The organism is Leptospira weilii serovar Ranarum str. ICFT, from assembly GCF_000332415.1.
Taxonomy (GTDB): domain Bacteria; phylum Spirochaetota; class Leptospiria; order Leptospirales; family Leptospiraceae; genus Leptospira; species Leptospira weilii_A.
This window is the reverse complement of record NZ_AOHC02000041.1, coordinates 38,416-63,988: the sequence shown is the minus strand read 5'-3', so window position 1 is coordinate 63,988 and position 25,573 is coordinate 38,416. Positions and strand designations below refer to the sequence as shown.

The following is a 25,573-nucleotide window of genomic DNA, read 5'->3' as shown; positions in this document are numbered from 1 at the left end:
ATAAGAAATGCGAGAGAATACGAGAGCGATTTTGAAAATCGGATTTTTTTTTGCGCAGCCTCCGACTTTTCCGTGTTAGCCGACGTTATCGGCGATCTGATTTTTATTGATCGGTTTGATTTGTTCTCCGACGGAATAAAAGACCGTACGATCTCCCAAAAGATCCGCCAGCCGCAAAAAGAGTTCCTTGATCGGTTGAATGGAATACGTATCGTGAGCGCGGATCACTTGTTTTTCTTCCTGGTTTTCAACGATGTGAAAGTAAACGGAAGATTCTCCCTTATAACAGGCGAGCAACGCGTACAATTTCGGAATCAGTTCCGGATCTTCGGTATGTCTTTCTTCGAGGCGAAGATGAAGTGATTTTTCAAGTTTTTCTTCGATCGTTGTATCGTCTAAAATTTCGATACTGTTGACTTTAACCTGCCCGCGGAGTTCCGTATCTCCCACTTCGATTTTGTCCAAGTCGCCCTTGATAAAGATCGCCTGGTCTTCCTTTATAAATTCCTTATATTTCTGATACGTTTTTGCAAAAGCGACACATTCGATCTCTCCGGTTCTGTCTTCGAGTTTGAAGTTCGCAAATTCTTCGTTTCGTTTGCTAAGTTTGATATTCTTGGAAGAAATCACTCCGGCGACTTCCACCTTGGTTCCGGATTTCAAGTCGTCGAATTTTTCGATCGGAATCGTCCTTAAACTTTTGAGCTGTTTCTCGTATTTGTCGAGCGGATGACCGGAGAGATAAAGACCGGCTATCGCTTTTTCGCGTCTTAACTTTTCGTCGATTTCCCATTCGAGCGCGTCCTTCGGAAGGTTGAGCGTGAAAGAACTTTCCTCTCCTCCAAAAAGAGAGAACTGTCCTTCTTTTGTTCTCTCCTGCTCCTTTTGGGCAAAAGTAAGAATGGAGTCCACGGATTCAAAAAGACATTTACGAGTATAACCGAAAGAATCCAAAGCTCCCGCTTGGATCAAAGCTTCGAAAACTTTTTTATTGATCAATCTCGTATCTATGTTGAGAGCAAACCCTTGCAGTGTTTTAAAATTTTCGACCTTCGTTCTTGCTTCGATGATACTGTTTGCCGCGGTCTCACCCACACCTTTCATCGCGGAAAGTCCGAAACGAATCGTAGTATCGTCGATGACGCTAAAAGAAGTTTGAGATTGAGAAACGTCGGGATTGAGAATTCGAATTCCCATCTCTCTCGCGTTGTTGATATATTTCACTATATCGGTCGTTTTACCGTGATCGGATGCGAGAAGCGCGGTGAGATATTCGATCGTATAATTCGCTTTTAAGTAAGCGGTTTGATACGTGATGATCGCGTAAGCCACAGAATGGGATTTGTTGAATCCGTAACCGCCGAATCTTTCTAATTGTTCGAAGATATCCTTGGCGACTTTTTCTTGAGTGCCTTGTTTCACCGCGCCTTCAACGAATTGTCCTTTCAGTTTTTCCATCAGATCGGCTTTTTTCTTCGCCATCGCCTTACGCAACATGTCGGAATCTCCGACCGAAAATCCTCCGACAACTCGGGAGATGCTCATGACCTGTTCTTGATAAACGGGAACGCCGAAAGTTTCTTTCAAAATCGATTCGCAGGAAGGATGCGGATAGGTGACTTGTTTCTTGCCTGACTTACGGTCCAAGTATTCGTCCAACATTCCCTCGCCCATCGGACCGGGACGATACAACGCGATCAAGGCAACAATCTCGTCGAAGTTGCTTACCTGACTTTTCGCAACAAGATCGGTGATTCCTGTGGATTCCAACTGAAAGATACCGAGTGTGTTCGCTTTTCTTAAAAGTGCGTATGTGTTCGCGTCATCGTAAGAGATTTCGTCGAGATTGATTCGAATCCCTCTTCTTTGTTCGATGAGTTTGATCGCGTAGTCGAGGGTCGTTAAGTTTTTCAGACCCAGGATATCCATTTTGATCAGACCGATGCTTTCCAAGTTGTTCTTATCGTATTGAGTTACGATGGATCGAAAACCCGGTCTTTCTTTTTCTGCGACCGTGGAAAGTGGAACGACTTCTTCCAAAGGATAAGGAGAAATTACGACTCCGGCCGCGTGTCTTCCGGGTTGACGGTAGTTTCCTTCGAGCCTTTGAGCGATCGCAAAGATTTTATGATTGATATCGTCTTTTTCCGAAAAGTTTTTCAGCTCGGATGAAGCTGTGAGCGCTTCCGCGATGGACATCCCGAGTTTGTTCGGAAAAGCCTTCGTCATCTCGTTCGCTTCGCCGAAAGGAAGATTCAATACGCGCGCTACGTCTTTGAGAGCGGCTTTTGCGGCGAGAGAATTGAACGTGATAATCTGACCAACTCGCTCTTCTCCGTATCTTCTGCGGATATAATTGATGACTTCTTCACGCCGTTCCACGCAAAAATCCGTATCGATATCCGGCATATCCTTACGATCGGGATTCAAAAATCTTTCAAAGAGGAGGTTGTGTTGGAGCGGCTCTACGTTCGTGATTCCGAGCGCGTAGGCTACGATGGAACCGGCTGCGGAACCCCTTCCCGGACCGACGGGGATTCCGTTTCTCTTCGCGTAATTGATATAATCCTGAACGATTAAGAAATAACCGGCAAACTTCATATTCTTGATCGTATTGAGTTCGAAAACGACCCGGTCTTTGATTTCCGGAGAAAGGTTCGGATACTTTCTTCCGATTCCTTCCCAGATCAGTTTTTCAAGATAAGAATCCGCGTCGTATCCGTCTGGAACTTCGAATTCCGGAAGAAGATAATTCCCGAACTGAAGTTTCAAATTTACTTTATTACTGATTTCTAATGTATTATGGAAGGCCTCCGGAATTTCGGGAAAAATCCTCGCCATCTCGTCCGGACTTTTAACGTAAAATTCTCCGTTAAAGCCGAATTCCATCGGGTCCGTTATGCGTTTTTGCATTCCGATTCTGAGAAGAATATCCTGTGCTTCCTGGTCGTTCTTTTTTAAAAAGTGAGAATCGTTCGTAACGACGAGAGGAATGCCGCTTCTTTTTCCGAAATCGTGGATTTGTTTGGCCACGGTCATCTGTTCGGGAATTCCGTGATTTTGAATTTCCATGTAGAAATCTTCTTTGCGGAAGATCTCGTTTAATTTTCCGGCCAACTGAAAGGACTCGTCGATCTTTCCTTCCAAAATTTTCCGATTGACTTCCCCCGCGAGACAAGCAGTTAAACAGACAAGACCGTTGCTGTGTCTGTCGAGAAGATCGTAATCGATTCTCGCTTTTTTATAAAAACCTTCGGTGTAGGATTTGCTGGAAAGACGTATTAGATTTTTGTAACCTTCTTCGTTCTTTGCGAGAAGGATTAAATGGTATGCGTTTCCATCCGCGATCTTGACCATTTCCGATTCTTGTTTTCGGTTGGGAGAAACGTAAAACTCGCTCCCGATAATCGGCTTAATACCTTGTTTCATCGCCTCGTTGTAAAATTCAACGGCGCCGAACATGTTTCCATGATCCGTCATCGCAACCGATGACATACCTTGCTCTTTTACGTGTTGCATCAATTCTTTGATACGAATCGCTCCGTCAAGCATGGAGTAAGTTGTGTGCAGATGTAGATGGGCGAAATCCTGCATTGTAAGGGACATAATAGAATTTTGGTGAACCCGACGTCAAGAGTCTAATCGACGGAAATCCGTTGGTTAGACCGAATTCTGAAGCCTTCTATGAGATCGAATTTTTCAAACACTCTTGGAAAAAGGAAGCGCGAATCAGTAATTCAATATTTTCGGTCAAATTCCTATAAACTGAATAATTAACGTGAGTTCGACGGTTGAAATCTTGGGCGAATCGCTTCGCGACCGCGTTTGAACTCAATGTTGCTCCTGCGGTCGCAACATAATCGCTTTCGCATTTGTTATACCGAACTCACGTTAATTACAAAAAACCTAACAACCTTATCCACAAGTCATCGTTTCTTGAACAATCCGAAACACATAGTATTTCCTAGGAGTTCCCACAGTTTACGGAAAATCTTAAATTTGCAGGAGTTCCCACATTTCAGAAGAACGCTTACACTGACATAGAGTCCCTATCCCATTGCCCTCAACGTGTGGATTCGTGGTGACTAAATTTTCAATCTTACAAATTCAGCTTTGTCTGAAAACGTGATTTATCATCGAATAAACGCAAAATTTTGATTACATTCTCCATTCCCTCAACCTTTCGGAGGCAACGGTCCCAACTTATCCAAAAGCATTTGGTTTACCAACTCCGGATCCGCCTTTCCTTTGGAAACTTTCATCACGTAGCCGACGATGGCGCCTAACGCACGATCCTTTCCGCTTTTGTACTTGGTCACCGCGTCTTCGTTGTTTGCAATCGCTTCGTCTACGATTCTTTCGATTTCTTTATCGTCTCTGACTACGAGCAGATTTTTTTCGGTGACGATCGTTTCCGCTTCTTTGTCCGATGTAAGAAGTTCTTCGAACACCGTTTTTGCGATTTTACCGGAAATTTTACCGTCCGCGATCAGTTTTACAAGTCCGCCGATCCTTTGTGCTGAAACAGAAAATTCTGATATTGTAATACTTTCTTTGTTTACGATACCGAGGACTTCGTCCTTGACCCAGTTGGAAGTTTTTTTGGCGTCTCCGGAAACTTTCAGAGCGTCTTCAAAGTAATCCGCGATTTCCCTTTCGGCGGTCAAAACTTCCGCATCGTATTTAGGAAGTCCTAATGTTTCCACAAAACGATTTTTTCTTTCGTTCGGAAGTTCGGGCAATTTGGAACGAACGGCTTCCACCGTTTCTTTTTGAAGAATGATTACGGGAAGATCCGGATCGGGAAAGTAACGATAGTCGTGACTCATTTCTTTCGTTCTCATCGTTACGGTTTTATTGGCGACGGAGTCCCAGAGTTTGGTTTGTTGTTGGAAAGTTTTTCCTTCCAAGGCCATTTCCGTTTGCCATTCCACTTCGTAGTCGATCGCGGCTTTGACCGCTTTGAAAGAATTGAGGTTTTTAATTTCCACTCTGGTCCCGAATTTATCCGAACCTTTGGGACGGATCGAAACGTTTGCGTCGCAACGAAGGGAACCTTCTTCCATATTACAATCCGAAACTCGAATGTATTTCAGAACGGCTTTTAAAGAATTGAGATAATAGTATGCTTCGTCCGAAGAACGCATGTCCGGCTCGGAAACGATTTCGATCAAAGGAGTTCCCGCTCGATTTAAATCCACGTAAGATTGAGGAACGTTCGGGTCCGCCGAATGAATCAGTTTCCCCGCGTCTTCTTCCATATGAATTCTCGTCAAGCGCACATAACGCGGAGATTCTTCCCCTTTGATCGTAAAGGTGACTCCGCCTCCGGTGCAGATCGGTTTATCAAACTGAGAGATTTGATACCCTTTGGGAAGATCCGGATAAAAATAATTCTTACGATCGAATTTAGTAAAAAGAGTGATGTCACATCCGAATGCAAGCCCGGCCATGATGGCTTTTTCTAAAACGGTTTCGTTGAGAACGGGAAGGGCGCCCGGCAATCCCAAACAAACGGGATTGGTCTGAGAGTTCGGAGGAGAACCGAACTTCGTCGCACTTGTAGAGAATATTTTCGATTCCGTGTTGAGCTGTGCGTGAACTTCCAGCCCGATGATGGTTTCAAATTCTGCCAACTGTATCTCCTTTTCCGGATTGTCATCCAAAACCGATTGAGGATTCTTATCCCTAATCCTTGGAGAACGATCTCTAAATGTAGTCTCGAGAAATCGGAATCTACGGGCAACGGATTTTTTATGAAACAGATCCTCTGTATTGCAAACCAGAAAGGCGGGGTTGGTAAAACGACTACTGCGGTGCATCTCGCCTTCGGGCTTGCTCTCAAAAAAGAGAGAGTTGTTCTTCTGGATTTGGATGCCCAAGGAAACGCAACCTCCGTTTTTGTCGAAGAGAATTCTCTATCTTTGAACAAGGATGAAGGAAGAGAAAAAAGTCTTTATAGAATTTTTAGGGACGGGATTGGTCTCCGAGAGGTTTTGGTTCCGACTCGAATCGAAGGTTTAAAGATCGCGCCGTCTCATTCGTCCCTTGCGGAAGTGGACGTAATGCTTGCGGGAAAGATCGACGGTTTTTTTCATCTTAGAGATTCATTGGAACGGATCAAGAATGAGTTCGACTATGTGATCATCGATTGTCCGCCGAGTCTTTCCATGATCACTCTCAACGCGTTCGTTGCGTCGACGGGTTTGCTCGTTCCTTTGCAGGTTTCCAAGTTTTCTTTGGATGGAATCGAAGCCATCTTAGAAGCGCATAAGAATACCGTAAAACGATTCAATCCTTCTCTGAAAGTTTTAGGGGCCGTGCTTACGATGTTCAATCCGAGAACGACTCTTTCTCAAACTCTCGAACCCATGATTGAACCTTACTTAAAATTGTTTTCATCCAGAATTCCTCCATCGGTGAGTGTGGAAGAAGCTCACATGATGAAACAGACTCTCTTTGAATACCAACCCAAAGGAAAGGCGGCAAAATCCTATCAAGGTTTTGTAGAAGAGGTTTTGGCTCTTGGCTAAGAAGGATCTTTTAAAACAAGCCGCGGGCGCACACGTTCGAAAGACTTTGGGAGGAGAAACTCCGCAAAGTGAATCTGTATTTTCTCCTTCTTCATCCGAGTCAAAAAATTTTTTCCTTAAAGAATCCTCGAAAGATCATTTGATTCGCTCCGAAGAATCAAAATCCGTATCTTCAAAAGAATTTGTCTCATCGGAAAAAACAAATCCTCAAGACGAATACGATTCATCCGTTTCTACACTAGGAGATGTTTCTTCCCAAATTCACTCGGATAAAAACGAATCTTCCGCACAAACCGAAAGTAATTCTTCTTTGAAAACCGATAAACCTGAGAATTCTCCGATTTCGAATTCATCCTCTTCCGAGGCAAGAGAGGAAAAACATTTGCCCAAAAAGAACCACCTTCACAGGATAAGCAGTGTCATGAGATTGGAAGATTATACAAAACCGGAATCCCCCGAAAGAGAAGGCTCTTCGCGTTTTTTGAAAATTGCAGGAGTGATTCTTTTGGCGCTCGCCATTTGGTTTTTCTGGCCCGCAAAACACGAAATCTATATGGACATAGATAAGATGACTCCCGAAAAAGTTTCCGGAATGAGTTCTCAAAAAGAATACCATTTCTCTCATGGGCAAGACTTCTTCGTCTATTACAAGAAAGGTTGGTCCACTCCTAAGAAGGTGCGACTGACCATTTATCGAACGGACGGCGGAAAGGAAGAATTTTCGGTTCAGGAAAAAGACTTTCGTAAGAATTTCGAGAAGTTCCAGACTTACTACGACGATACTTTTTTCGATCAACCGGGCTCTTACGAAGTGGAAATTCGCGACGAGGACGAAGAATTGCTCGTAAATAAAAAGTTTACCATCGATTGAACTCCGTAGACGATCGAGTATATAATAAAAATCGAATGAACCCTAAGTCTATTTTTTTTCTCGGAAGGATTTTCGTTTTTTCACCCAAAAAGGCCGTTGTATTTTTTGCGTTCGCTTTTTTCTTTTCTTGTCTAAAGGAGCCGCTTCCCGCGGGAATTCCGACCGGCGCAAAGTTTCAAAAAGAATCGAACACGTATGTGCTTTCCGAATCCGGAAGGAGACGAATTTATTACGACAATGGAAAAATTTATCAAGACTGTTCCATAAACGAACTCGGGCTGGAAAACGGTCTTTGCAGATTCTATTCCAAATACGAGGACCGTATATTAGCAAAAGGGAATTTTGAAAACGGAATACGCAGGGGCGAGTGGATCTGGAACTTCGACAACGGTAATCTTTATATCCGTCAAAATTTCGGAAAAGGTTCTCGTAAACCCGAAGTGATGATGAGCGGAGACGAAGGAAACGAAGAAGGCCTCTACGAAAGATTTTACGAGAACGGCCAAGTCGAACTCAAGGGAAGATATGTGGAAGGTTATAGGAACGATCTCTGGCAAAAATATTTTCCGGACGGAGAACTGGAATACACCGGCTATTACAAAAACGGACAGAAAGTAAGAACCTGGTTTTATTATTATCCAACGCATAAAACGGAAGCGATCGAGATTTTCGACGAAAACGGAAATTTTATTTCCAGAACCACGTATCTTCCGGACGGAACGATCAATTGCAAAACCGATAAAGGTTCCGAGTCCGTATGTCAATCCCTGACTTCTTCCGAAAAATAAAATCGTGAGGACAATCTTCGGAATTTTTTTTCTTCTCGTAGTCTATCTCAGCGTTTATTTTTCGCTGACCGTTTTTAATCTTTGGATTCTGCTCTCCACGTTTTCAGCGGTTCACATAGGACTCTTTCAAACGTTTCGAGAATATCTGAACGTAAAGTTTTATCTCTTCGTTGCAATTCTTCATTTGTTTATCGTTGTTTGTCTAAATCTGTATTTCAGGCAAGTAGGGTATCGATAACGTCCTAAACCTTTTGCAGCTTTTTTTAAGCCGACTCGCATTGAATATGCTTTATAAAAAAATTTGTTTAAGAGCTTTGTCCCAAACCATCCGATTCTTTATTGTTATCGAACTTTGCGTGTAAGTTCCGACAGAAACCGTCTCTTTGCAGTTTTGAACAACTTTTTCGATAGTAAGTTCCCGCATTTTAAGAGTCATCCCGTGGAAAGAAGAACGTGCGAAACTGTGGATTTTAGAATTTTCGGGGATTTGAATATTAAAAAATTTTTATATACGGGAGACCTTTAGATCCCCGTATATAAAAATCGGATTCTTAGATTTTCGGGCCAAAAGCGGTAAAGTCGAAATCTTTCGATCCTTCCGCGTACTGCTTAAAGTTTTTAATGAACATTTCCCCTAACTTCTTAGCGGCTTCATCGTAAGCGGCTTTGTCGCTCCAAGCCTCTCTCGGATCGAGAATCGCAGAGTCGACTCCGCTGATCGTTTTAGGATATGCTACTTGAAAAACCGGGTGAGTCACGAACTCCGACTTCTCGATGTTTCCGTTTAAGATTTCATCGATGATTTTACGAGTGGAAGGAAGATTCATTCGTTTTCCAACGCCGTAAGATCCGCCGACAAGGCCGGTGTTCATCAGATACGCTCTCACGTTGTGTTTTTTCATTTTTTCACCGAGCAACTTAGCATATTTGGTCGGGTGCAGGGTCATAAACGCCGCTCCGAAACAGGCGGAAAAAGTCGCGGTAGGTTCTTTGATTCCTCTTTCGGTTCCCGCAACCTTCGCGGTATAACCGGAAAGGAAGTGATACATCGCTTGTTCGATGCTCAGTTTAGAAACCGGAGGAAGAACCCCAAACGCATCATAAGTTAGGAATATAATGGTTTTTGGATGTCCCCCTTTAGAAGGAGTTTGAATATTATTGATGTGAAAAATGGGATAAGAAACTCGGGTGTTTTCCGTTTTTGCCGCGGAGGAATAATCCACCGTTTTCGTTTGAGGATCGTAAACCACGTTTTCCAGAAGAGCGTCTTTACGAATCGCCTCGTAAATGTCCGGCTCGGTTTTAGGATCTAAGTTGATTACCTTTGCGTAACAACCGCCTTCTATGTTGAAAATCCCGTTGTCATCCCAACCGTGTTCGTCGTCTCCGATCAGTTTACGATTCGGGTCCGTAGAAAGAGTCGTTTTACCGGTTCCGGAAAGTCCGAAGAAAAGAGCGGTGTCTCCGTCTTTACCTACGTTCGCGGAACAGTGCATACTGAGAATTCCCTGTAAAGGAAGTTTGTAATTCATAACGGAGAAAATCCCTTTTTTCATTTCTCCGCCGTATTCGGTTCCACCGATGATACAAATCTTCTTAGCAAGATGAAAGATCACGAACACTTCGGAATTCATTCCGTGTTCTTTAAACTTTTCGTTCTTAATACCACAAGCGTTGATGATCGTAAATTCAGGATCCAATCCGATCAATTCTTCTTTTGTAGGACGAAGAAACATATTGGTGCAAAAATGATGTTGCCAAGCTTTTTCGGAAACAACTCGCAGGCTCACTCTGGTTTCGGGATTGGCGCCGGCATAACCGTCAAAAACGTAAAGTTTTTTGTGACTCAGATAGTTTACACATTTCTTATAGAGTTCGTCAAAGATCGATTCGGATACTTTGAAATTGATATGACTCCACCAGATGTTTCCGTTTGAGGAAGGTTCATCCACGAAATATTTGTCTTTCGGGGATCTACCGGTAAAAATCCCGGTGTCTACCATCATCGTTCCGTTGCTGGAAACTACGGTTTCTCCGTTTTTTTTCTCATGCTCATAAATCTCATCATAGGAAAGGTTATGGAAAATTTCAGAAGGTTCGAGTCCGAGTTCCTTCAAGCCTTTTACCTGAGTCTGGGCCTGCATTTGATTGCTCCTTGGGAATTCTATTTCAATTATTTTACTCTAAAGCTGAAAGTCAACCGATTCAAGAAGGATGAGGTTGGCGATTTCCCTTCTCGGAAGATCCGTTCGGATTCGCTTTCGTGAAAATCATTTTCCCGGCAGCCGTTTGAATGATGGACGTCACTGTCACTTTGACCTCTTTTCCAACGAGGTGCCCGCCGTTCTCAATGACAACCATCGTTCCGTCTTCGAGGTAACCGATTCCTTGATTTTCGTCCTTTCCTTCTTTGATCACTTGGATTCCCAATTCTTCTCCGGGAAGAACGACGGGTTTCAACGCGTTCGCAAGTGTATTTAAGTTGAGAACCTTAACACCTTGCAGTTCGGCGACTTTGTTCAAGTTAAAATCGTTGGTTACGATTTTACCGCCGGTATCTCTGGCTAACTTAATCAGTTTGGCGTCCACTTCGCGAGTATCGGAATAATCCTTATAAGTGATTTTTACTTCGATCGATCCTTTGCGTTGAAGTTTGTTCAACATCTCAAGACCTCTTCTTCCTCTCGCTCTTTTAATCGGATCGGAAGAATCGCTGATGAGCTGGATTTCTCTCAAAACAAAATTAGGGAGAATCAACGGTCCATCCAAGAAATGTGTATCGGCTATATCTAGAATTCTACCGTCGATCACCACGGAAGTATCGAGAATTTTATCTCTGACTTCTTCCTTTTCGATGCCGACTCCAAATCCGCTTCCTGAAGTTCCGCCTCCGCCGAAAATTCCGAGACCGGGTTCTTTCGCGAAAGCGATTCCGGAGAGAATTCCAAAGAGCGCGAATAAAAAGTAAAGGGCTACGTTTAATTCTTCAAAATGAACGACGGCTCCCACAAACCAAGCGATCGCAAGTCCGAGAAGCGCGCCGAATCCGGCGCAAAAAAGGACGTCCGCTTTGAGTTTTGGAAAAAGATTGGATTCTCCATAAAGAAGAATGATGGAAACTAACAGAACGACTCCGGCGATAGGCCCGGCTAAATAGATATCTCCTGCTTGTTTATGGGTTACTGCAAATGTAATTCCGGAGAGGAATAGAGACGTGAGTACTTTGTAGAAATGAATCATAACTCAAATCCTTAATTGTATTTGAGTTTTTGCGGAACTTTTTACTCTTCTTCTGCCTTTTTTTCACTAGGAGAGAGGGTGCTCGCCAATACGTCGGAAACAAGATTCCCCGCTTCTTCCTGCGTAACACCTTTACTCAATGCAACTTCCATTTTCACAAGATTATAGGCGCTCTCGTAAAGTTTTCTTTCCATGATGGAAAGTTCTTTTCCACTCGCTCTACGAAATAGATTTCTGCAAACTTCTCCGACCTCATAAATGGATCCGGATTTGATCTTGTTGAGGTTATTTTGGTAGCGGATCTTCCAGTCTTCTTCCGTATCAACTTCATCCTTCTTAAGGAGCGCGATGACTTTCTTGATCTCTTTTTTATCGATGATAGGACGAATTCGAACCTGTTCTGCTTTATCAACAGGTATCATAACCTTCATCTTACTACCTTGGATCTCGAGAACGTAGCAATCCTTCTTTTTACCAAGGATGTTTTTTTTGGAGATTTCAAGAATCTCCCCAACCCCATGGATGGGATAAACTACGTAGTCGCCTACCTTGTGTTCGATTTCGGAATTTTTCTTTTTGGCAGCCAAGTAAGTATGATAACTTCCGTTAAAACTCTGCTTAAGAAAATAGCATAAATTTGACGAAAGTCAACAAAATTATCCGAAAAGGTTATTAAAGTTTCAATGAACGAACCTTTGCGGAATGAAACGCCGGATCGTTGAGCGGTTGAATTTTTTCCAGGGCTTCTTTTGCTTCTTCTTCGGAATAAAAATAGCCCAAATAAAGTTCGCCCTTAGCGGAACGAAAAATTCTCCCTTTAAACTCGTTCCTTGCCATCAGAAGCCTTTTTCCAAGTTCAACCGCTTGCAGAGAATCCGAAGTCGGAATTACGACCAGATAATTCGTTTCGCCGGCTTGAGGCGGATATAATATCTTAGAATCCGTTGCACCGGACTCTTTAGGATTTAATTTAGAAAGACTTTCCTGATTTTTGAAGGGTTCTTCGTTTTCCTTTGTAGGAAATAAGGATCTCAGTCCGCCATTCTCATTCTTCCTTGTTTGAGAAGAAACGTTTCTGAAAGTCTGAAGTTCGTTTTGGGCAAAAGTTTCCTCTTTGTGATCCAGTTTGAGACCTACAACAAGACCGGCTGTAAAAAGGGAAATCGAACCCAATAATAAAACAAAGGCGGAACGAGTAGATGAGAAAATCTGAATCGGCGATCCGGATTTTTTATTGTGTTGAACCGTTTGAATTGTTCGATTGAAATCGGCGGTTTCGCGACCCGGAGTTCGGACCGAAGATTGTTTGAGTCTTCTCGAATAATCGATATTCTGCATTCAGGAATCCTGGTTCTATTTTTAAAATCGGCCTAAATGCATAATTTCTGTTGAAAAAAAATTCAAAACGAATCGAAAGAATTAAAACAGGACCCACATATTCAACTTGAGTTTTCTAAATCGCTACATCCGATTTTTAGATGGATATCAAAACTTGACGTCACGATATGGATAGTAACCGAATCGATAGTCTTTCTGTTTTCACTACTAATCGGTGTAAGGGATATGTCATGTTCAAAATCTGTTCCTCTGTTACGAAATAATTCTGTTTGAATCCTCTTTTTTGGAGGGTGTTCGACTCCAACCGATTGAAATGAAATCGAAAACAACTAAAAAAAAATAAGGACTTAAAACTCGACCAATGTGATCCGTATCTTTTCGGAAAACATCGTCGAGTTTTCAGGAAAAAACTTATTCCACGGATTTTTTTAAAGGAACGATCAAAGCATCGTAATTGGAAGATATACCTTGGCAAGCCTGAGCGTTCCGTTCCATTAGGCCGACGCTTTCAAGAATCACCCCGACTAATTTTCTCCTTCCGGAACGATACTGATCTTGATCCTCTGAAGGGACTCCGGGTTTGCCCATACTTTTCCATTTTTCACACTTTGAACCCAAGTCCGCACAGATTTTTGCTTCTAAGTCCGAACACGGTTTACAACCGATCATTGCAACCGAAAGGATCATTCCTAAAATCAACGTTTTTTTCATACATTTTGCTCCTTTAAATCATCTATTGAAGTTTTGATTTTGTTTTATTCGATCAAGAAGGGAATTTGCTTTTATAGATGTCTTAAATTTAAAAGACGTCTTTGCTTTTTTCGAAGCAAATTAGATTCATCGGAAAGTGCAGGCAATTCTTTTATTTTTCCTGAATGAATGATAAAATCGGTTATACGAAAATTTTTCTTTCCTCTGATCGGTGTAACGTAATCCGCCTTGCCGTTAGACGAAATCAAAATCGTTCGACTGAGATCCTTAAGAAAGGGATCTTGTCGAATCGCGACGTCGCGTCCCACTTTGAATTGATAAGAAGAAATTCAAGGTTTACTCTTTGTAAGATTTAACCGGCCCAAACGATCGAAAAATAAAAAAACCCGGCGTTTTACCGTCGGGGTTTGTTGTTCCGGAAAAATCCGGTTCAGAATTCTAAACTGAAAATTTCAACCCACTAAATAAAGAAGCGGGAAAAGATAAATCCAGATCAAGTCGACTACGTGCCAGAAAAGACCCACACCCTCCAACGGAGTGTAATAAGAAGAATTCAATTCTCCTTTGATTACCTTGATCATCACCCAAATGATAAGTCCCGCTCCGATCAATACGTGCGATCCGTGAATCCCGGTCATTACGAAGTAAAAACCGAAAAACATAGCCAAGTTTTTAACATCCGGCATCTCGTTGTTTGAAAAGAATTTACCGGGAAGAAGTCCGTGATGGATCTTCGCGGTATATTCAAAATACTTCACGACCATAAAGGTAAGAGCGCAAAGAACCGTTACAGCAAGCGCGATCACGGCTTCTTTTTTCTTATCCACTTGAACGTAGTGAATTCCAAGCGCCATCGTGAAGGAACTGAAAAGCAGAACGACCGTGTTGAAAGCTCCCATCGGAACGGACAAGTGATGACTTCCCGCGTGGAAAACTTCAGGATACAAAGAATGATAAATGGTATAACCCACAAAAAGGGCGCCAAACATTAGAATTTCTGTAACAAGGAATAACCAGATTCCTTGTTTAGAAGCGTCATACTGATGCTCTGCACTATCAAAGTGATGAGCATGGTGGAATTCCGCATGTTTAACGGTACTCATAAGGCCCTCCGGTTACGGTTGGAGTTTTTTCAAAATTTTCGTGCGTTGGCGGAGAAGGAATGGTCCACTCGAGAGTTTTTCCGCCCCAAGGATTATCTCCAGCCGCTTTACCTGCGATCAAACCGTGAATCACGGCCGCAAGAACTACTAAGAATCCGGTTCCGATCAACCAAGATCCAACTGTGGAAATTTGGTTCAGATTTGTAAATTCAGGTAAGTAGTCGTAGTATCTTCTCGGCATCCCCATCGATCCCAAAATAAACTGTGGAAAGAAAGTTACGTTAAATCCGGTGAAGATAAAGACCCAGGAAATTCTTCCTAAAAGATCGGAAGTCATCTTACCGGTAACTTTTGGAAACCAGTAGATGATCGCTCCCATCACCGCCATCAAAGTTCCACCCACCATGACGTAATGGAAGTGAGCCACTACGAAATACGTATCGTGAAAGTGAACGTCCATCCCGGTAGAAGCGAGGAATACTCCGGTTAAACCGCCGATCGTAAAGAGAAACATAAATCCGATTGCGAAGAGCATTGGAGCGTCCAGACGAACGGATCCTTTATACATCGTCGAAATCCAGTTGAAGAGTTTGATCGCCGTGGGAACTCCCACGAGCATTGTGATAAAGGAGAACAAAACACCCGCAAACTCGGACTGACCGGATACGAACATGTGGTGTCCCCAAACCAGGAACGAAACCGCAGCGATCGCCAGAGAAGAATACGCAATCGCGGTATATCCGAAGATAATCTTTCTGGAGAAAGTAGCCACCAGTTCGGAGATAATACCCATCGCAGGGAGAATCATAATATACACAGCAGGGTGAGAATAGAACCAGAAGAAGTGTTGGAACAGAACCGGATCCCCACCGAGAGTCGGATCAAAAATTCCCACACCTAAGGTTCTTTCCGCAACGAGCAACAGAAGAGTGATCGCTAAAACCGGAGTTGCCAAAACCTGAATGATGGAAGTTGCATACAACGCCCAAACCATCAGTGGAATCCGGTTCATCGTCATTCCGGGAGCTCTCAATTTATGAGTGGTTACGATGAAGTTCAACCCGGTCAAAATGGAAGAAAATCCCATTACGAAAGCGCCCATGACCAACAAGATAACTCCGTTGGAAACGGAATTAGAGATGGAATACGGAGTATAAAAGGTCCAACCGGTATCCACTTTTTGAGTAAAAAGGGAGAATGCCGCGATCGCCGCGCCGGACATAAAGATATACCAGCTCGCTAAGTTCAATCTTGGAAACGCAACGTCCTTGGCACCCAATTGGATCGGAAGGACGAAGTTTCCAAAAATCGCAGGAATTCCGGGAACGATTACCATGAACACCATGATGGCGCCGTGGTACGTCATCATTCTGTTGTAGATATCCGGAGTTACGAATCCGAGGGTCTGTCCCGGAGTAAAAAGTTCGATACGAACCAGAAGCGCGAAAATCCCTCCCAAAAGGAAGAATGACATAATCGCAAAGAAATACATGATCCCGATCCGCTTGTGATCGATTGTCGTGAGCCAGGACCAGATTCCCTTTTCGTGGTTGAGGTAGTTGTCAGTGTGACTTGCGGTTGCTGTAGACATGTCCTCTCCTATTTAAGGGTTTTGATATATTCGATCAGAGCGTTGATTTCGTCGTCGGAAAGTTGCCCCTGATAAGAAGGCATCGCAGGCGCATATCCTTTTACGACTTGAGCCGTCGGTTGCAGGATCGATTTGCGAATGTAGTTTTCATCCGCAGTCACTCCAGCTCCCGATTCGAACTCTCGCGCACTTCCGAAAAGACCTTTGTAGGACGGACCTACCAGACGAGAACCGTCGAGTGAGTGACAACCCGCACAAGCTTTTTCCGCGTAGAGTTTTTTACCAAGTTCCGCAGGAGGAAGTTGAGTTTTGCTCGCTTTCTCAGCCGCTGCATACCATTGGTCGTAAGTCTCCGAGTCCACGACACGAATTGCGGAAAGCATGTTCGAGTGAGAAGTTCCGCAGAACTCTGTGCAATAAACTACGAAGTCGCCTTTTTCAGTCGGAGTAAAAACAAGCGTAGTATAACGTCCAGGGATCACGTCCATTTTGTTCCGGAAGGCGGGAACGAAAAAAGAGTGAAGAACATCCTGAGAGGTCATAACAAGACGAATTGTTTTTCCTACGGGAACGTAAATCCCATTCGGCTGAAACAAAGTGTCTAACTTTTCAGTTGCGTTAGGCGAAACAACGGTAACTCCGTTCGCATACTTGAAAGTCCACTGCCATTGTCTTGCAGTTACGTGGATTTCAATATCACCCTTATCATGAACTTTTCTGAGGTCTGCAAAAATCATCCAACCCCACCAGAAAATCACGATCATAATCACCAAGGGGATAAAGGACCAAAGAAATTCTGCCAAAGTATTGTGTGTGATATAGGCAGTTTTATCCGCGTCGGTCTTTCTCCGGTATTTAAAAATAAACCAAGTCATTCCCCCGATGAGAATGACAAAGGAGATCAGACTGGATACGAGCAGAAAGAGATAGAGATTGTCTACGCTCTTTGCTACTTCGGAAGCCTGAACCGGCATAAAACTTGTTGCCGTAATGAGGTTCAACCAGGTCATTTTTTTGAAGTTACTCCTTCCTAATGAGTTCGGAATTTCTGTTATGCCTGATCCAGAATGGGATCAAGAACGCCGCCAGAATGAGAAGAGTGAAGAACCCACCCAATTTCATAATATTATAAGCGTACAAAGTATATGTATTTTTGCCGGGGTCAAATTGAAAGCAAAAAAGGGCAAATTGATCGGTGAAATCCCCTATTTTACCGTCAGACGCTTCCAATAACGAAAGTTTCAACGTTCTTTCATCGAAAGTAATTCCGTGCAGATAACGAGAGATTTTTCCGGAAGGTGTGATGACATAAGCGACGGAAGAATGAATCCATTGTTGATTTTCAGGATTCCACTTATAGGAAAATCCGACGGAATCGGCAAGAGCGCTGATCTCCTTTTGATCTCCCGTAAGAAAATGCCAGCCTTGTCCGTTACCGCGAGAATATTCTTTGAGATAAGCGTTCTTCTTGGCGCTTGCGAGATCGGAAGTTTCCTTGGGATCAAAAGAAACGGCGACGTATTCGAATTCGTTTCCGACTTCCCAATTTAATTTTTTGAGTACGTCCGTAATTCCATTCAGATGAAAGTTACACAACGTCGGACACTTATAATAAACGAGGGAAAGAAGAACCGGTTTATCTTTTTTAAAGAACGAACTTAAGAGAACCGGCTTTCCGGTTTCGTCGCGAAAGGAAAGCGAAAGGTCGAGTCCATTTCCCAACTTCTCTTTGACTCCCACTCCTTCCAGCTCCTTGGGTTTTTCATTTTTATCAAACCGAGCAGCCGGATCATAGGAGTAAAGAGAAACGGTGAATATAAAAAAAACGATCCCTGAAACCAGGGAATTTTTAAGAGTCAAGGTTTAGCTCCGGGGTATTTCCCAGATATTATTTCGCCTGAACGTTTGCAGGAAGGTTGAGAGAATGTTCTTTGACTCCGGGATGGAAAAAAGACAGGTAAGCAAAGAACGCTAAGTTTCCTAAAAGAACTACGATAAACGTCCAAAATCCCGGTTGATTGTATCCACTTTGCTGCGCCATGGAAGAGGCTCCTGTAATTGATTCTCATTCTTTTACAAGAAGAGAATCCAAAAGATTCAAGGACAGGTTTCGATGAATCTCTTTTTTTGGAAGTAATATTTTAATACAACCGAAAAGCCTCGATCGATCCACAGGAAAAATTACGATTTCTAAGAGCTGGCGCCTTAATTTTTACAACAACTTTCATTGCTCTTAAGGACCGACTTACGATTATGGTAATTTAGAAGCCCCTTACAAAAGGCTTTCCTGACAGAATGAACTCCGACCTTTCTTCAAAATTTCGTTTGTTTTATAAAATCTCTCTATTCCTGAGCATACTTATCTTTTTGAATTTGCTCTACGGGCCTTTAGTGAGAGCCACCGGTTCGGGACTTGCTTGCCCGGATTGGCCGTTTTGTTTTGGGAAAATTTTCCCGACCTTCGATTTTCAGATTTTTATGGAAGTTTCTCATCGTTATTATTCCGGTTTTTTAGGGCTGATTCTTTTGGGACTTACAATTTGGACGTTCACGGATAAAATTCTCAGGAAAGAATTCGGAATCTATTTAGGACTGGCGATTCTTCTTTTGATTTCACAAATCAATCTCGGAAGATTGACCGTAACCTTAAAACTCGATCCCACTTCGGTAAATCTTCACTTGTTGAATGCGATCGTTTTCTTTTTAGTCATCCTTACCGTTTCCATCGATTCCAGAGAAAAGGCGCTGAATCAAAAGGAAGTTTTCATCAAGGCGAACGCTTTATTCAGAAAAGATAATGTTTTTTATTTTCTTCTTTTGATCGGCATTGTGGTTCAGATCGTTTTAGGCGGACGTGTTAGTTCTCATTATGCGGGACTTGCTTGTCCGGACTTTCCTACTTGTTGGGGACAGTGGGTTCCGGATCATCCATTAGAAATCGTTAAAATTCAAGTGTTTCACAGATTTGGCGCATACGCGGTCGTGTTCCTGCTTACGATCGCGTTGGGTTTCGCCATTTGGAAAAATTTTCCGACAACCGCAAAAAGATTTCTTCAGATATCCATGTATCTTGTCGTGGCTCAAATCATTTTAGGGATTTTGAATGTATTTTTCGGACTTCCGAAACTCGTAACCGCGCTTCACACGGGTTTTGCGGTTCTTTTGCTCACTTCCGCTTACCTTTCCCTGATTTCCAGGGCAGTTATACTGACTTCGGAAAACAAACGGAGGGCCGAAAAATAATTTCGGGATATTATGATGGCAAGTTCCACTTTTTTTTCCGATTGGAATCAAATGATCAAACCCAGAGTGACTTCCCTGGTTTTGGCAACTATCATTCCGGGTTTGTATCTCGCAAGCGAACAATCCCCTTCCGGTTTTTTGATCGCGGTCACTTTATTCGGAACTTTTTTGATGTCTTCCGCTTCGTTTATTTTCAATCAGGTGATCGAAAAGGATCGAGACGCGAAGATGAAACGAACTTCGAACCGTCCGGTTCCTTCCGGAAGAATCGGCGTTCCGCAGGCTACGTTAGTCGGCTTTGCGATGATGGGATTGTCCTTTTACATACTTTCAGTTTACGTAAATCTTTTAACCGCGTTATGTGCGCTTGCGGCTTTGATTTCTTACGTATTTCTTTATACGATTCTTTTAAAACCGAGAACTACCCAAAATATCGTAATCGGCGGAGTCGCCGGATGTGTGGGACCTTTGATCGGTTATGCGGCAATCGGAAATTCGCTTCCAATACAAGCTTGGATTTTGTTTACAATGATTTTCTTATGGACTCCGGCACATTTTTGGGCGCTGGCGATTTTTCTTAAAGAAGAATATTCCGACGCGGATTTTCCGATGTTGCCCGTCGTTAAAGGAATCGATCAAACGACAAAGTCCATATTTTTTTATACGATTCTCTATTCTCTTTCTTGTGTTAGTTTTTATTTTTTAGAACCCTCGATGGGCTTTCTGTATCTCACTTCCGTTGTGCTGGTTTGTATCTGGATGGGAATTCTTTCCTACCAATTGATCAAAAATCCCGAACGTCAAGCCGCGAGAAAATTTTTCTTCTTTTCAATCTTTCATCTTTTCGCAGTGAATATCATGATCGTAGTCGATCATATTCTTTGAATTTTAGAAAAGATTAAAATTTCGCCGATTTTATCCATAATGGCACGAAACTTATCATTCGTTTAAAAACGTAAGCGGAGTTCCCGGCTATCCAAGACTATAAAACGAGTAGTTTACCGTAAAACGCCACCTTGCAGGAGTTCCCGCAAATTTCGGGCGGTTCCTGCGATGCCGACCCAAAGAGATGGGACCGCATTGAGTAGCGCAGGACCGGGCTCGCAGCTTCGGTCGATCCATTGGGGGTCGTTTTAGAGAAGAAAATTTCCGGATTTGCAATGGATCGACCCCGCTTTGATCCCTACCGCGGGGAAACGAAACTTTACCGCCGCACAAGAAAACGCAGTAGTTCCCACATTTTTGTGAAACTAAAGAGTCTCGCTTCTATTGGCGTTCGGTAATGCTACTGTGCGCTGAAACGCTCGTACGGATCGTGAGATAGGATTTGCACAGACATTGATCGTCCAAAATTCGAATTGAAAAATACAATATCAAGTTTTTGTTATGCGTTAAATTCAAGAACCGCAGTGGAACCCGAATTGGACAAGATCTGAAAACTTCCTTTGATTTGTTTCGTCAAAATCTGAATCAACGTAAAACCTGCGGTGTTCGGTTTCATCCAAGTTTCAGAATCTTCAATGCCGGAACCGTCGTCCGTAATTTGCAGACGATATTTGCTTCCTTCCTTTTGAAAATAAACGCTGACCGTTCCTTTTTCCATAGGGAACGCATGCCTCAGTGAGTTGGATAAAAGTTCGCTGAAAATCATGGCGCAAGGAAGAGCGCTTTCGATTCTTAAAAACGTCTGCTTCGTGGAATTTTCGATATGAACGGTTTCTTTACCCAGTTTATTGGAAAGATTGTTGATAATTCCTTCGATCACTTCCGAAAAATCTATGTCGAAATAATTTTCCGACTTATAAAGATAATTATGTACTTCAGAGATTGCGAGTATTCTATTTTGAAAATCGAATAGAATACTTTGAATATTCCCTTTATCCAATCCGCTGTGCATTTCCACCAAACCGGAAAGAACCTGTAAATTATTTCTCACACGATGGTGAATTTCTTGGATCAATTCGTTCTTTTCTTCGATCGATCCTTGGAGAGTTTTTACCGCGATAATGGAAATCACGGAAAACATCGAGAACAACGCAATCCTATCCGCGATGTGTATGAGATCGTGATTTTGTTTTGCAAAAAATTCTTCGATAAATATCAGTATAAAACAATAAACCGTAATCAGAAACGTCCACTTTAGATTTGTAAAATATAAGAAAATCATTATGAATATTGCCAGTGCGATATTCTTATTCCCTTCGTCCAAAAGCGTTTTAGCGCTCAAAAGTCCGAAAACCCATCCGAGTCCGACTGCGACTACGCTCGCAATTAAAACGATTTTAAGCGCTATTTCGAATTTTTTTCTCAATAGAAAAATCATGGATATTGCGGAAGCGATCAGCATAATCAAAAAACCGGGACGTAAAAAATAACCCTTCATAAACAGAATATAGAGATTTACGAATATACCCAGTAAAAGCGATACCACATTGAAAACAAAAAGATGAAACGCCCTATTTTTAGTAAGATAGTCCCTGTCTTTATAGATCTGATCGGTCAATCCTGAAAGTTTCATCCGCTTACATCCTTTTTAAATCGCGATGAACTCTAAAATCGTTGTAAAACCGTTATCCGAAAAAATTTGAAAACGTCCCTTCATCTGCTTCGTTAGTATTTGTATTAAAGTGAAACCTGCGGTTTTCGGTTTCAACCAAATCTTAGAATCCTTTATCCCGGAACCGTTATCCGAAACTTGAAGACGATACATATCGCCCTCTTTTCGAAATAAAATTTGGATCGTTCCCTTTTCGGAATGAAAAGCGTGTTTTAAGGAATTGGATAATAACTCGTTGAAAATCATGGCACACGGGATCGCATTCTCGATTCTCAAAAAGGTGGACTCGGTTTTGTTTTCGATCTTCACGGATCGGTTACCCAGTTTACTAGAAAGACCCAAGATGATCTTATCCATTACTTCCGCAAAATCGATTTCGAAATAATTCTCCGATTTATACAAATAATTATGAACTTCAGAAATTGCTAATATACGGTTCTGAAAATCGGATAATATGATTTGTGTGCTTGCCTTGTCCGATCCGCTGTGCATTTCCACCAAACCGGAAATAACTTGAAGATTGTTTCTCACACGATGATGAATCTCGTGAATCAATTCGTTCTTTTCCTGAATGGATCCGGACAAAGTTTTTACGGTGAGAATCAACATCACGGTAAACATAAAGAATAGACCGATTCGATCCGCGGTATAAATGGTTTCGTGTTTTTTGAGATAAAATTCATCGATGAAAATCAAAATAAAACCGTATATCATAATGAATATGGTTTTTTTAACATCCGTAAAATATAAAAAAATCATAATGAATATACTGAGAACGATGTTTTTATTGCCGACGTCGCCGCCGCCGGCATTGGGAATTCCTAAAAACCAACCGACGGATACCGAAAGAATGCTTGCGAATAGAATTATATTTAAAGCGAACTCGAACCTTTTCCGTATCAGTAGTAGGCAAGAAAGGGCGGCGGCGAAGGTCATAGTGGTAAAACCTGCTCTAAAAATCTCTCCTTTCGTAAACCATAGAAAAACGGCGGATGAAATTCCCAATAGAATTGCCGCAATGTCAAAAACAAAAAGATGCGCGGCTCGTTTGCGAGTTAAGTAATCTCTGTCCTTATAAATTCGCTCAATCAAACCGAAAAATTCCATGGCTTCCCAGCTCCGCTTAAAAGAAAGATTTCAAAAGATTCTTCCCTAACAATAACATAGGACGGAATTCATCGAAAAGATACGATTCCGTCCGAAACAAATTAAGCGTTCTTTCCAAAATCCTGTTTTATTCTAACAAGAATTTATTTCTACTCGTTCCAACGAATTATCTCGCAAAAAATCGCCTAAAATACGAGACCCTAGATCCAACCAATATAGAATCAGGTAAAACATCCTTTATCAAGGATAAATCGAAACATCTCTTTTCGTAAGCGAATGTAAATTTTGCGGCGGTTTTTTATATTTTTCTAAAGCGTAAAAATTCCGGATCCGCCGTGACCACCTCCACTTCCTCCACCGCTACCACTTCCGCTGTGACCTCCTCCGCTTCCCCCACCGCCACTACTTCGTCCTCCACCATTACTACTGCCTCTTCTTACGGATCCAACTCCGCCGCCGGAAGAAGTTTTTACTCTACAGTTATCCTTACACAGATCACACACCTGATAACAAACAAAGGGAACGGTGAACGACTGATTTGCGGTTCCTGAATTGACTGCAACGAGAAGACAGGTGGATAGTTGAATCTCGCAATTTTTTTCACAGCCTGAAGTATCGACCGTACACGATTCAAAAAACAAAAAAAGAATCCCCGATAGAAAATAACGCATCAGTTTCATTGTTTTTTACCCGCACCGGCTTGAAGAAGAATCTCCTGAACTCTTTTAGAATCTTCTAATGTAGCTTCGGACCATGCGGTATGGCCTTGAACCGTTGTCGCGTGCAAATCCGACCCGGATCGGATGAGTAACTTCACAATTTCCGGATATCGATTGAACACAGCCATCATCAGAGCCGTATGCCCGTCGCGAGTCCTCGCGTTCACGTCCGCACCGTTCTGAATGAGATATTCCGCAATCAGATATTCCCCTTCTCTCGCCGCCACCATCAGAGGAGTATAATTTCGAAAGAAAGGATCCCTTTGATTGATTCCTTGTCCTGCGCGGAGCGAGTTTTCCAAACCCTGTAGGTCGCCTTTATAAACGTAGTCTGTGGGACTTAGATTCGGATAAGAGGTATATCTTTCTTGCGGAACGAAACAACCGGTAAAAATGAAAATAATCGCCGCAAGCAAACTACAAACAAACATCCGAATATTTTGATGAAAAAAAAATTTTCCAAATTTCTTAAAAATAAAATTAGAAAGTTTCATGGGATTTTTCCTCGCATACTCAAACAGTGTATCTTTTTGCGCATCTCAATCAATAGGTGTAGACAGCAATTGCGGGAATTACTCAGAAACCGTTTTGTGATTAGTGGTTTTTACCTAAGAATTCTTAATAGTCCTTATCCCGCTTGACTCTTGGATGGAAAAAATTCTAATTTTCATTTGTGTGCTAGGATAAAAACTTAGAATTTTTTAAATTACGTTTTGACGTTACCCGAAAAACTGCGGATGAATAAGAATCTTTCGAGAAGGTAAAGATGAAACTCTGGTTTCCCCAAGAAAAACGATTCTACTTTTTTTCAATTTATGTTTTTCTAATTTTCCTTTGGATCCTTGAAGAAATTCTAACGTTCGCGTTCGACATCAACTGGATAGAAAGGTCCCAAGCCTATTTTACAACGATCGAAACTACTTTCGGACTTTTATCCATTGTCGGAATTTTCTTTTTATTCCAAGAAATCAGAAGTACACAAGCAGACGTAGAATCAGCCAGAGTTGTGATCGAAGGACTCAAAAATAAAAATCAACTTTTAGTCCACACCAATCAATCCTTCTGGGAATCTCTTCAAAGGCAATTGGAAGAATGGGATCTTTCCGATAAGGAAAAGGAGATCGCTCTTTTACTTCTGCGAGGAATGTCCAATCATCAAATCGCGGCTATTCGAGGAAAGAGCCTGAAAACGATCGAAAATCAAACGTTTTCCATCTACCAAAAATCGGGGACGACGGGAAAGTTGGAATTTATCGCCTATTTCATCTCCCCTTTGCTCCCGGAAGAGGATTGATTCGTAGTAGTTCCGAAAAACATCATATTTATTACTTACGAAAATTATAATTTTCCGATGTAAAAAAAATATTTGAGTTAAACCTTTTGCGATTCACGGAACTAAAGCGTAGGACTTTCGGAACAAAGACGCGTTTATCCATTCGAAAATTCGCATTCATGAATTTTGAAATTTCATTTTTATGGAAATCGATCAGGAGTTTAGCGATGTGGATGTTCTCTGTTCGGATTCGGCAGAATTTTCAAAAATTTTCAGAACGGATATTCGATCGTAGTTCGTTTAAAACGAAAAAATTTTCTTACGAAGTATTCGGACAAAACGTTCCAGTCATCAAACCAATGGGTTTCGTTTATCTCCAAGTTGAACAACAAATTCTCTCGATTGCCGGATCACAATTCAGGGAAAGAATCCGACTTCTTAAAAGCGAATCCAGCTTGACAACGAAATTTTTTTGACAATCTTAGTTGTCCCAATTTAT

At 42.1% G+C, this 25,573-nt stretch carries 24 protein-coding genes; 8 read left to right on the top strand and 16 right to left on the bottom strand.

Going from position 1 to position 25,573, the window contains the following annotated elements:
• Positions 1 to 75 precede the first annotated feature (75 nt).
• Together dnaE and gatB are read right to left on the bottom strand one after the other, a co-directional pair.
• On the bottom strand, positions 76 to 3,594 hold the full coding sequence (dnaE, locus tag LEP1GSC060_RS13515) for a DNA polymerase III subunit alpha (RefSeq protein ID WP_080634576.1): 3,519 nt from the start codon (positions 3,592 to 3,594) through the stop codon (positions 76 to 78).
• A 581-nt stretch (positions 3,595 to 4,175) separates the two neighbouring features.
• A complete protein-coding gene (gene gatB, locus LEP1GSC060_RS13510; RefSeq protein ID WP_003006506.1) occupies positions 4,176 to 5,636 on the bottom strand; it encodes an Asp-tRNA(Asn)/Glu-tRNA(Gln) amidotransferase subunit GatB in 1,461 nt (486 codons plus the stop codon).
• A gap of 120 nt (positions 5,637 to 5,756) precedes the next feature.
• On the opposite strand from gatB, the gene LEP1GSC060_RS13505 reads away from it, so the two are divergent.
• From LEP1GSC060_RS13505 to LEP1GSC060_RS13490, 4 genes are read left to right on the top strand one after another with little or no spacing between them, the layout of a single operon-like run.
• The gene (locus LEP1GSC060_RS13505; RefSeq protein WP_003006529.1) at positions 5,757 to 6,533 is read left to right on the top strand and encodes a ParA family protein; all 777 of its coding nucleotides are present in this window, start codon (positions 5,757 to 5,759) and stop codon (positions 6,531 to 6,533) included.
• Positions 6,526 to 7,404 carry a hypothetical protein gene (locus LEP1GSC060_RS13500; protein ID WP_003006249.1) on the top strand — a complete coding sequence of 293 codons (879 nt, stop codon included), beginning with the start codon at positions 6,526 to 6,528 and terminating at the stop codon, positions 7,402 to 7,404. Before LEP1GSC060_RS13505 ends, LEP1GSC060_RS13500 begins: the two co-directional genes overlap by 8 nt.
• Before the next feature lie 35 nt (positions 7,405 to 7,439).
• Positions 7,440 to 8,192, top strand: a complete 753-nt coding sequence (locus tag LEP1GSC060_RS13495; RefSeq protein ID WP_036096592.1) for a toxin-antitoxin system YwqK family antitoxin — start codon at positions 7,440 to 7,442, stop codon at positions 8,190 to 8,192.
• A gap of 4 nt (positions 8,193 to 8,196) precedes the next feature.
• Positions 8,197 to 8,430, top strand: coding sequence for a hypothetical protein (locus LEP1GSC060_RS13490; RefSeq protein ID WP_003006742.1), 234 nt, complete (start codon positions 8,197 to 8,199; stop codon positions 8,428 to 8,430).
• Positions 8,431 to 8,743: 313 nt separating this feature from the next.
• On the opposite strand, the gene pckA is transcribed toward LEP1GSC060_RS13490, so the two are convergent.
• The 10 genes from pckA to LEP1GSC060_RS20060 form a co-directional block, all read right to left on the bottom strand.
• The gene (pckA, locus tag LEP1GSC060_RS13485; RefSeq protein ID WP_003006180.1) at positions 8,744 to 10,336 is read right to left on the bottom strand and encodes a phosphoenolpyruvate carboxykinase (ATP); all 1,593 of its coding nucleotides are present in this window, start codon (positions 10,334 to 10,336) and stop codon (positions 8,744 to 8,746) included.
• 61 nt (positions 10,337 to 10,397) lie between these two features.
• Positions 10,398 to 11,432, bottom strand: coding sequence for a PIN/TRAM domain-containing protein (locus LEP1GSC060_RS13480; protein ID WP_003006495.1), 1,035 nt, complete (start codon positions 11,430 to 11,432; stop codon positions 10,398 to 10,400).
• Between the two features lie 41 nt (positions 11,433 to 11,473).
• On the bottom strand, positions 11,474 to 12,019 hold the full coding sequence (locus LEP1GSC060_RS13475; protein ID WP_000729197.1) for a CarD family transcriptional regulator: 546 nt from the start codon (positions 12,017 to 12,019) through the stop codon (positions 11,474 to 11,476).
• 85 nt (positions 12,020 to 12,104) lie between these two features.
• On the bottom strand, positions 12,105 to 12,770 hold the full coding sequence (locus LEP1GSC060_RS13470) for a hypothetical protein (RefSeq protein ID WP_003005927.1): 666 nt from the start codon (positions 12,768 to 12,770) through the stop codon (positions 12,105 to 12,107).
• Between the two features lie 411 nt (positions 12,771 to 13,181).
• Positions 13,182 to 13,481 (bottom strand): hypothetical protein, encoded by a 300-nt coding sequence (locus LEP1GSC060_RS13465; RefSeq protein ID WP_036096473.1) that lies wholly within the window; start codon positions 13,479 to 13,481, stop codon positions 13,182 to 13,184.
• A 452-nt stretch (positions 13,482 to 13,933) separates the two neighbouring features.
• On the bottom strand, positions 13,934 to 14,584 hold the full coding sequence (locus tag LEP1GSC060_RS13455; protein ID WP_080634575.1) for a cytochrome c oxidase subunit 3 family protein: 651 nt from the start codon (positions 14,582 to 14,584) through the stop codon (positions 13,934 to 13,936).
• The gene (gene ctaD, locus LEP1GSC060_RS13450) at positions 14,571 to 16,175 is read right to left on the bottom strand and encodes a cytochrome c oxidase subunit I (RefSeq protein WP_036096470.1); all 1,605 of its coding nucleotides are present in this window, start codon (positions 16,173 to 16,175) and stop codon (positions 14,571 to 14,573) included. Before ctaD ends, LEP1GSC060_RS13455 begins: the two co-directional genes overlap by 14 nt.
• Before the next feature lie 8 nt (positions 16,176 to 16,183).
• Positions 16,184 to 17,185 (bottom strand): cytochrome c oxidase subunit II, encoded by a 1,002-nt coding sequence (coxB, locus tag LEP1GSC060_RS13445; protein ID WP_196221651.1) that lies wholly within the window; start codon positions 17,183 to 17,185, stop codon positions 16,184 to 16,186.
• Positions 17,186 to 17,195: 10 nt separating this feature from the next.
• Positions 17,196 to 18,035, bottom strand: a complete 840-nt coding sequence (locus LEP1GSC060_RS13440; protein ID WP_003006727.1) for an SCO family protein — start codon at positions 18,033 to 18,035, stop codon at positions 17,196 to 17,198.
• A gap of 28 nt (positions 18,036 to 18,063) precedes the next feature.
• Positions 18,064 to 18,216: a hypothetical protein gene (locus LEP1GSC060_RS20060; protein ID WP_003006328.1), complete on the bottom strand. Its 153-nt coding sequence runs from the start codon at positions 18,214 to 18,216 to the stop codon at positions 18,064 to 18,066.
• A 254-nt stretch (positions 18,217 to 18,470) separates the two neighbouring features.
• Between LEP1GSC060_RS20060 and LEP1GSC060_RS13435 the strand changes: the two genes are divergently transcribed.
• Together LEP1GSC060_RS13435 and cyoE are read left to right on the top strand one after the other, a co-directional pair.
• A complete protein-coding gene (locus LEP1GSC060_RS13435) occupies positions 18,471 to 19,418 on the top strand; it encodes a COX15/CtaA family protein (RefSeq protein ID WP_003006112.1) in 948 nt (315 codons plus the stop codon).
• Positions 19,419 to 19,433: 15 nt separating this feature from the next.
• A complete protein-coding gene (cyoE, locus tag LEP1GSC060_RS13430; protein ID WP_003005847.1) occupies positions 19,434 to 20,303 on the top strand; it encodes a heme o synthase in 870 nt (289 codons plus the stop codon).
• 499 nt (positions 20,304 to 20,802) lie between these two features.
• On the opposite strand, the gene LEP1GSC060_RS13425 is transcribed toward cyoE, so the two are convergent.
• From LEP1GSC060_RS13425 to LEP1GSC060_RS13415, 4 genes are all read right to left on the bottom strand, one after another.
• Positions 20,803 to 21,936 carry a sensor histidine kinase gene (locus LEP1GSC060_RS13425; RefSeq protein WP_003006104.1) on the bottom strand — a complete coding sequence of 378 codons (1,134 nt, stop codon included), beginning with the start codon at positions 21,934 to 21,936 and terminating at the stop codon, positions 20,803 to 20,805.
• A gap of 15 nt (positions 21,937 to 21,951) precedes the next feature.
• On the bottom strand, positions 21,952 to 23,082 hold the full coding sequence (locus LEP1GSC060_RS13420; protein ID WP_003006691.1) for a sensor histidine kinase: 1,131 nt from the start codon (positions 23,080 to 23,082) through the stop codon (positions 21,952 to 21,954).
• Between the two features lie 308 nt (positions 23,083 to 23,390).
• Positions 23,391 to 23,762 (bottom strand): hypothetical protein, encoded by a 372-nt coding sequence (locus tag LEP1GSC060_RS20610; protein WP_080634574.1) that lies wholly within the window; start codon positions 23,760 to 23,762, stop codon positions 23,391 to 23,393.
• A complete protein-coding gene (locus LEP1GSC060_RS13415; RefSeq protein WP_003005775.1) occupies positions 23,759 to 24,295 on the bottom strand; it encodes an ankyrin repeat domain-containing protein in 537 nt (178 codons plus the stop codon). The genes LEP1GSC060_RS20610 and LEP1GSC060_RS13415 overlap by 4 nt, the downstream gene beginning before the upstream one ends.
• A 272-nt stretch (positions 24,296 to 24,567) precedes the next feature.
• On the opposite strand from LEP1GSC060_RS13415, the gene LEP1GSC060_RS13410 reads away from it, so the two are divergent.
• Positions 24,568 to 25,095, top strand: a complete 528-nt coding sequence (locus tag LEP1GSC060_RS13410; RefSeq protein ID WP_003006697.1) for a helix-turn-helix transcriptional regulator — start codon at positions 24,568 to 24,570, stop codon at positions 25,093 to 25,095.
• A gap of 158 nt (positions 25,096 to 25,253) precedes the next feature.
• Positions 25,254 to 25,550: a DUF4269 domain-containing protein gene (locus tag LEP1GSC060_RS21025; protein ID WP_036096468.1), complete on the top strand. Its 297-nt coding sequence runs from the start codon at positions 25,254 to 25,256 to the stop codon at positions 25,548 to 25,550.
• Positions 25,551 to 25,573: the final 23 nt, after the last annotated feature.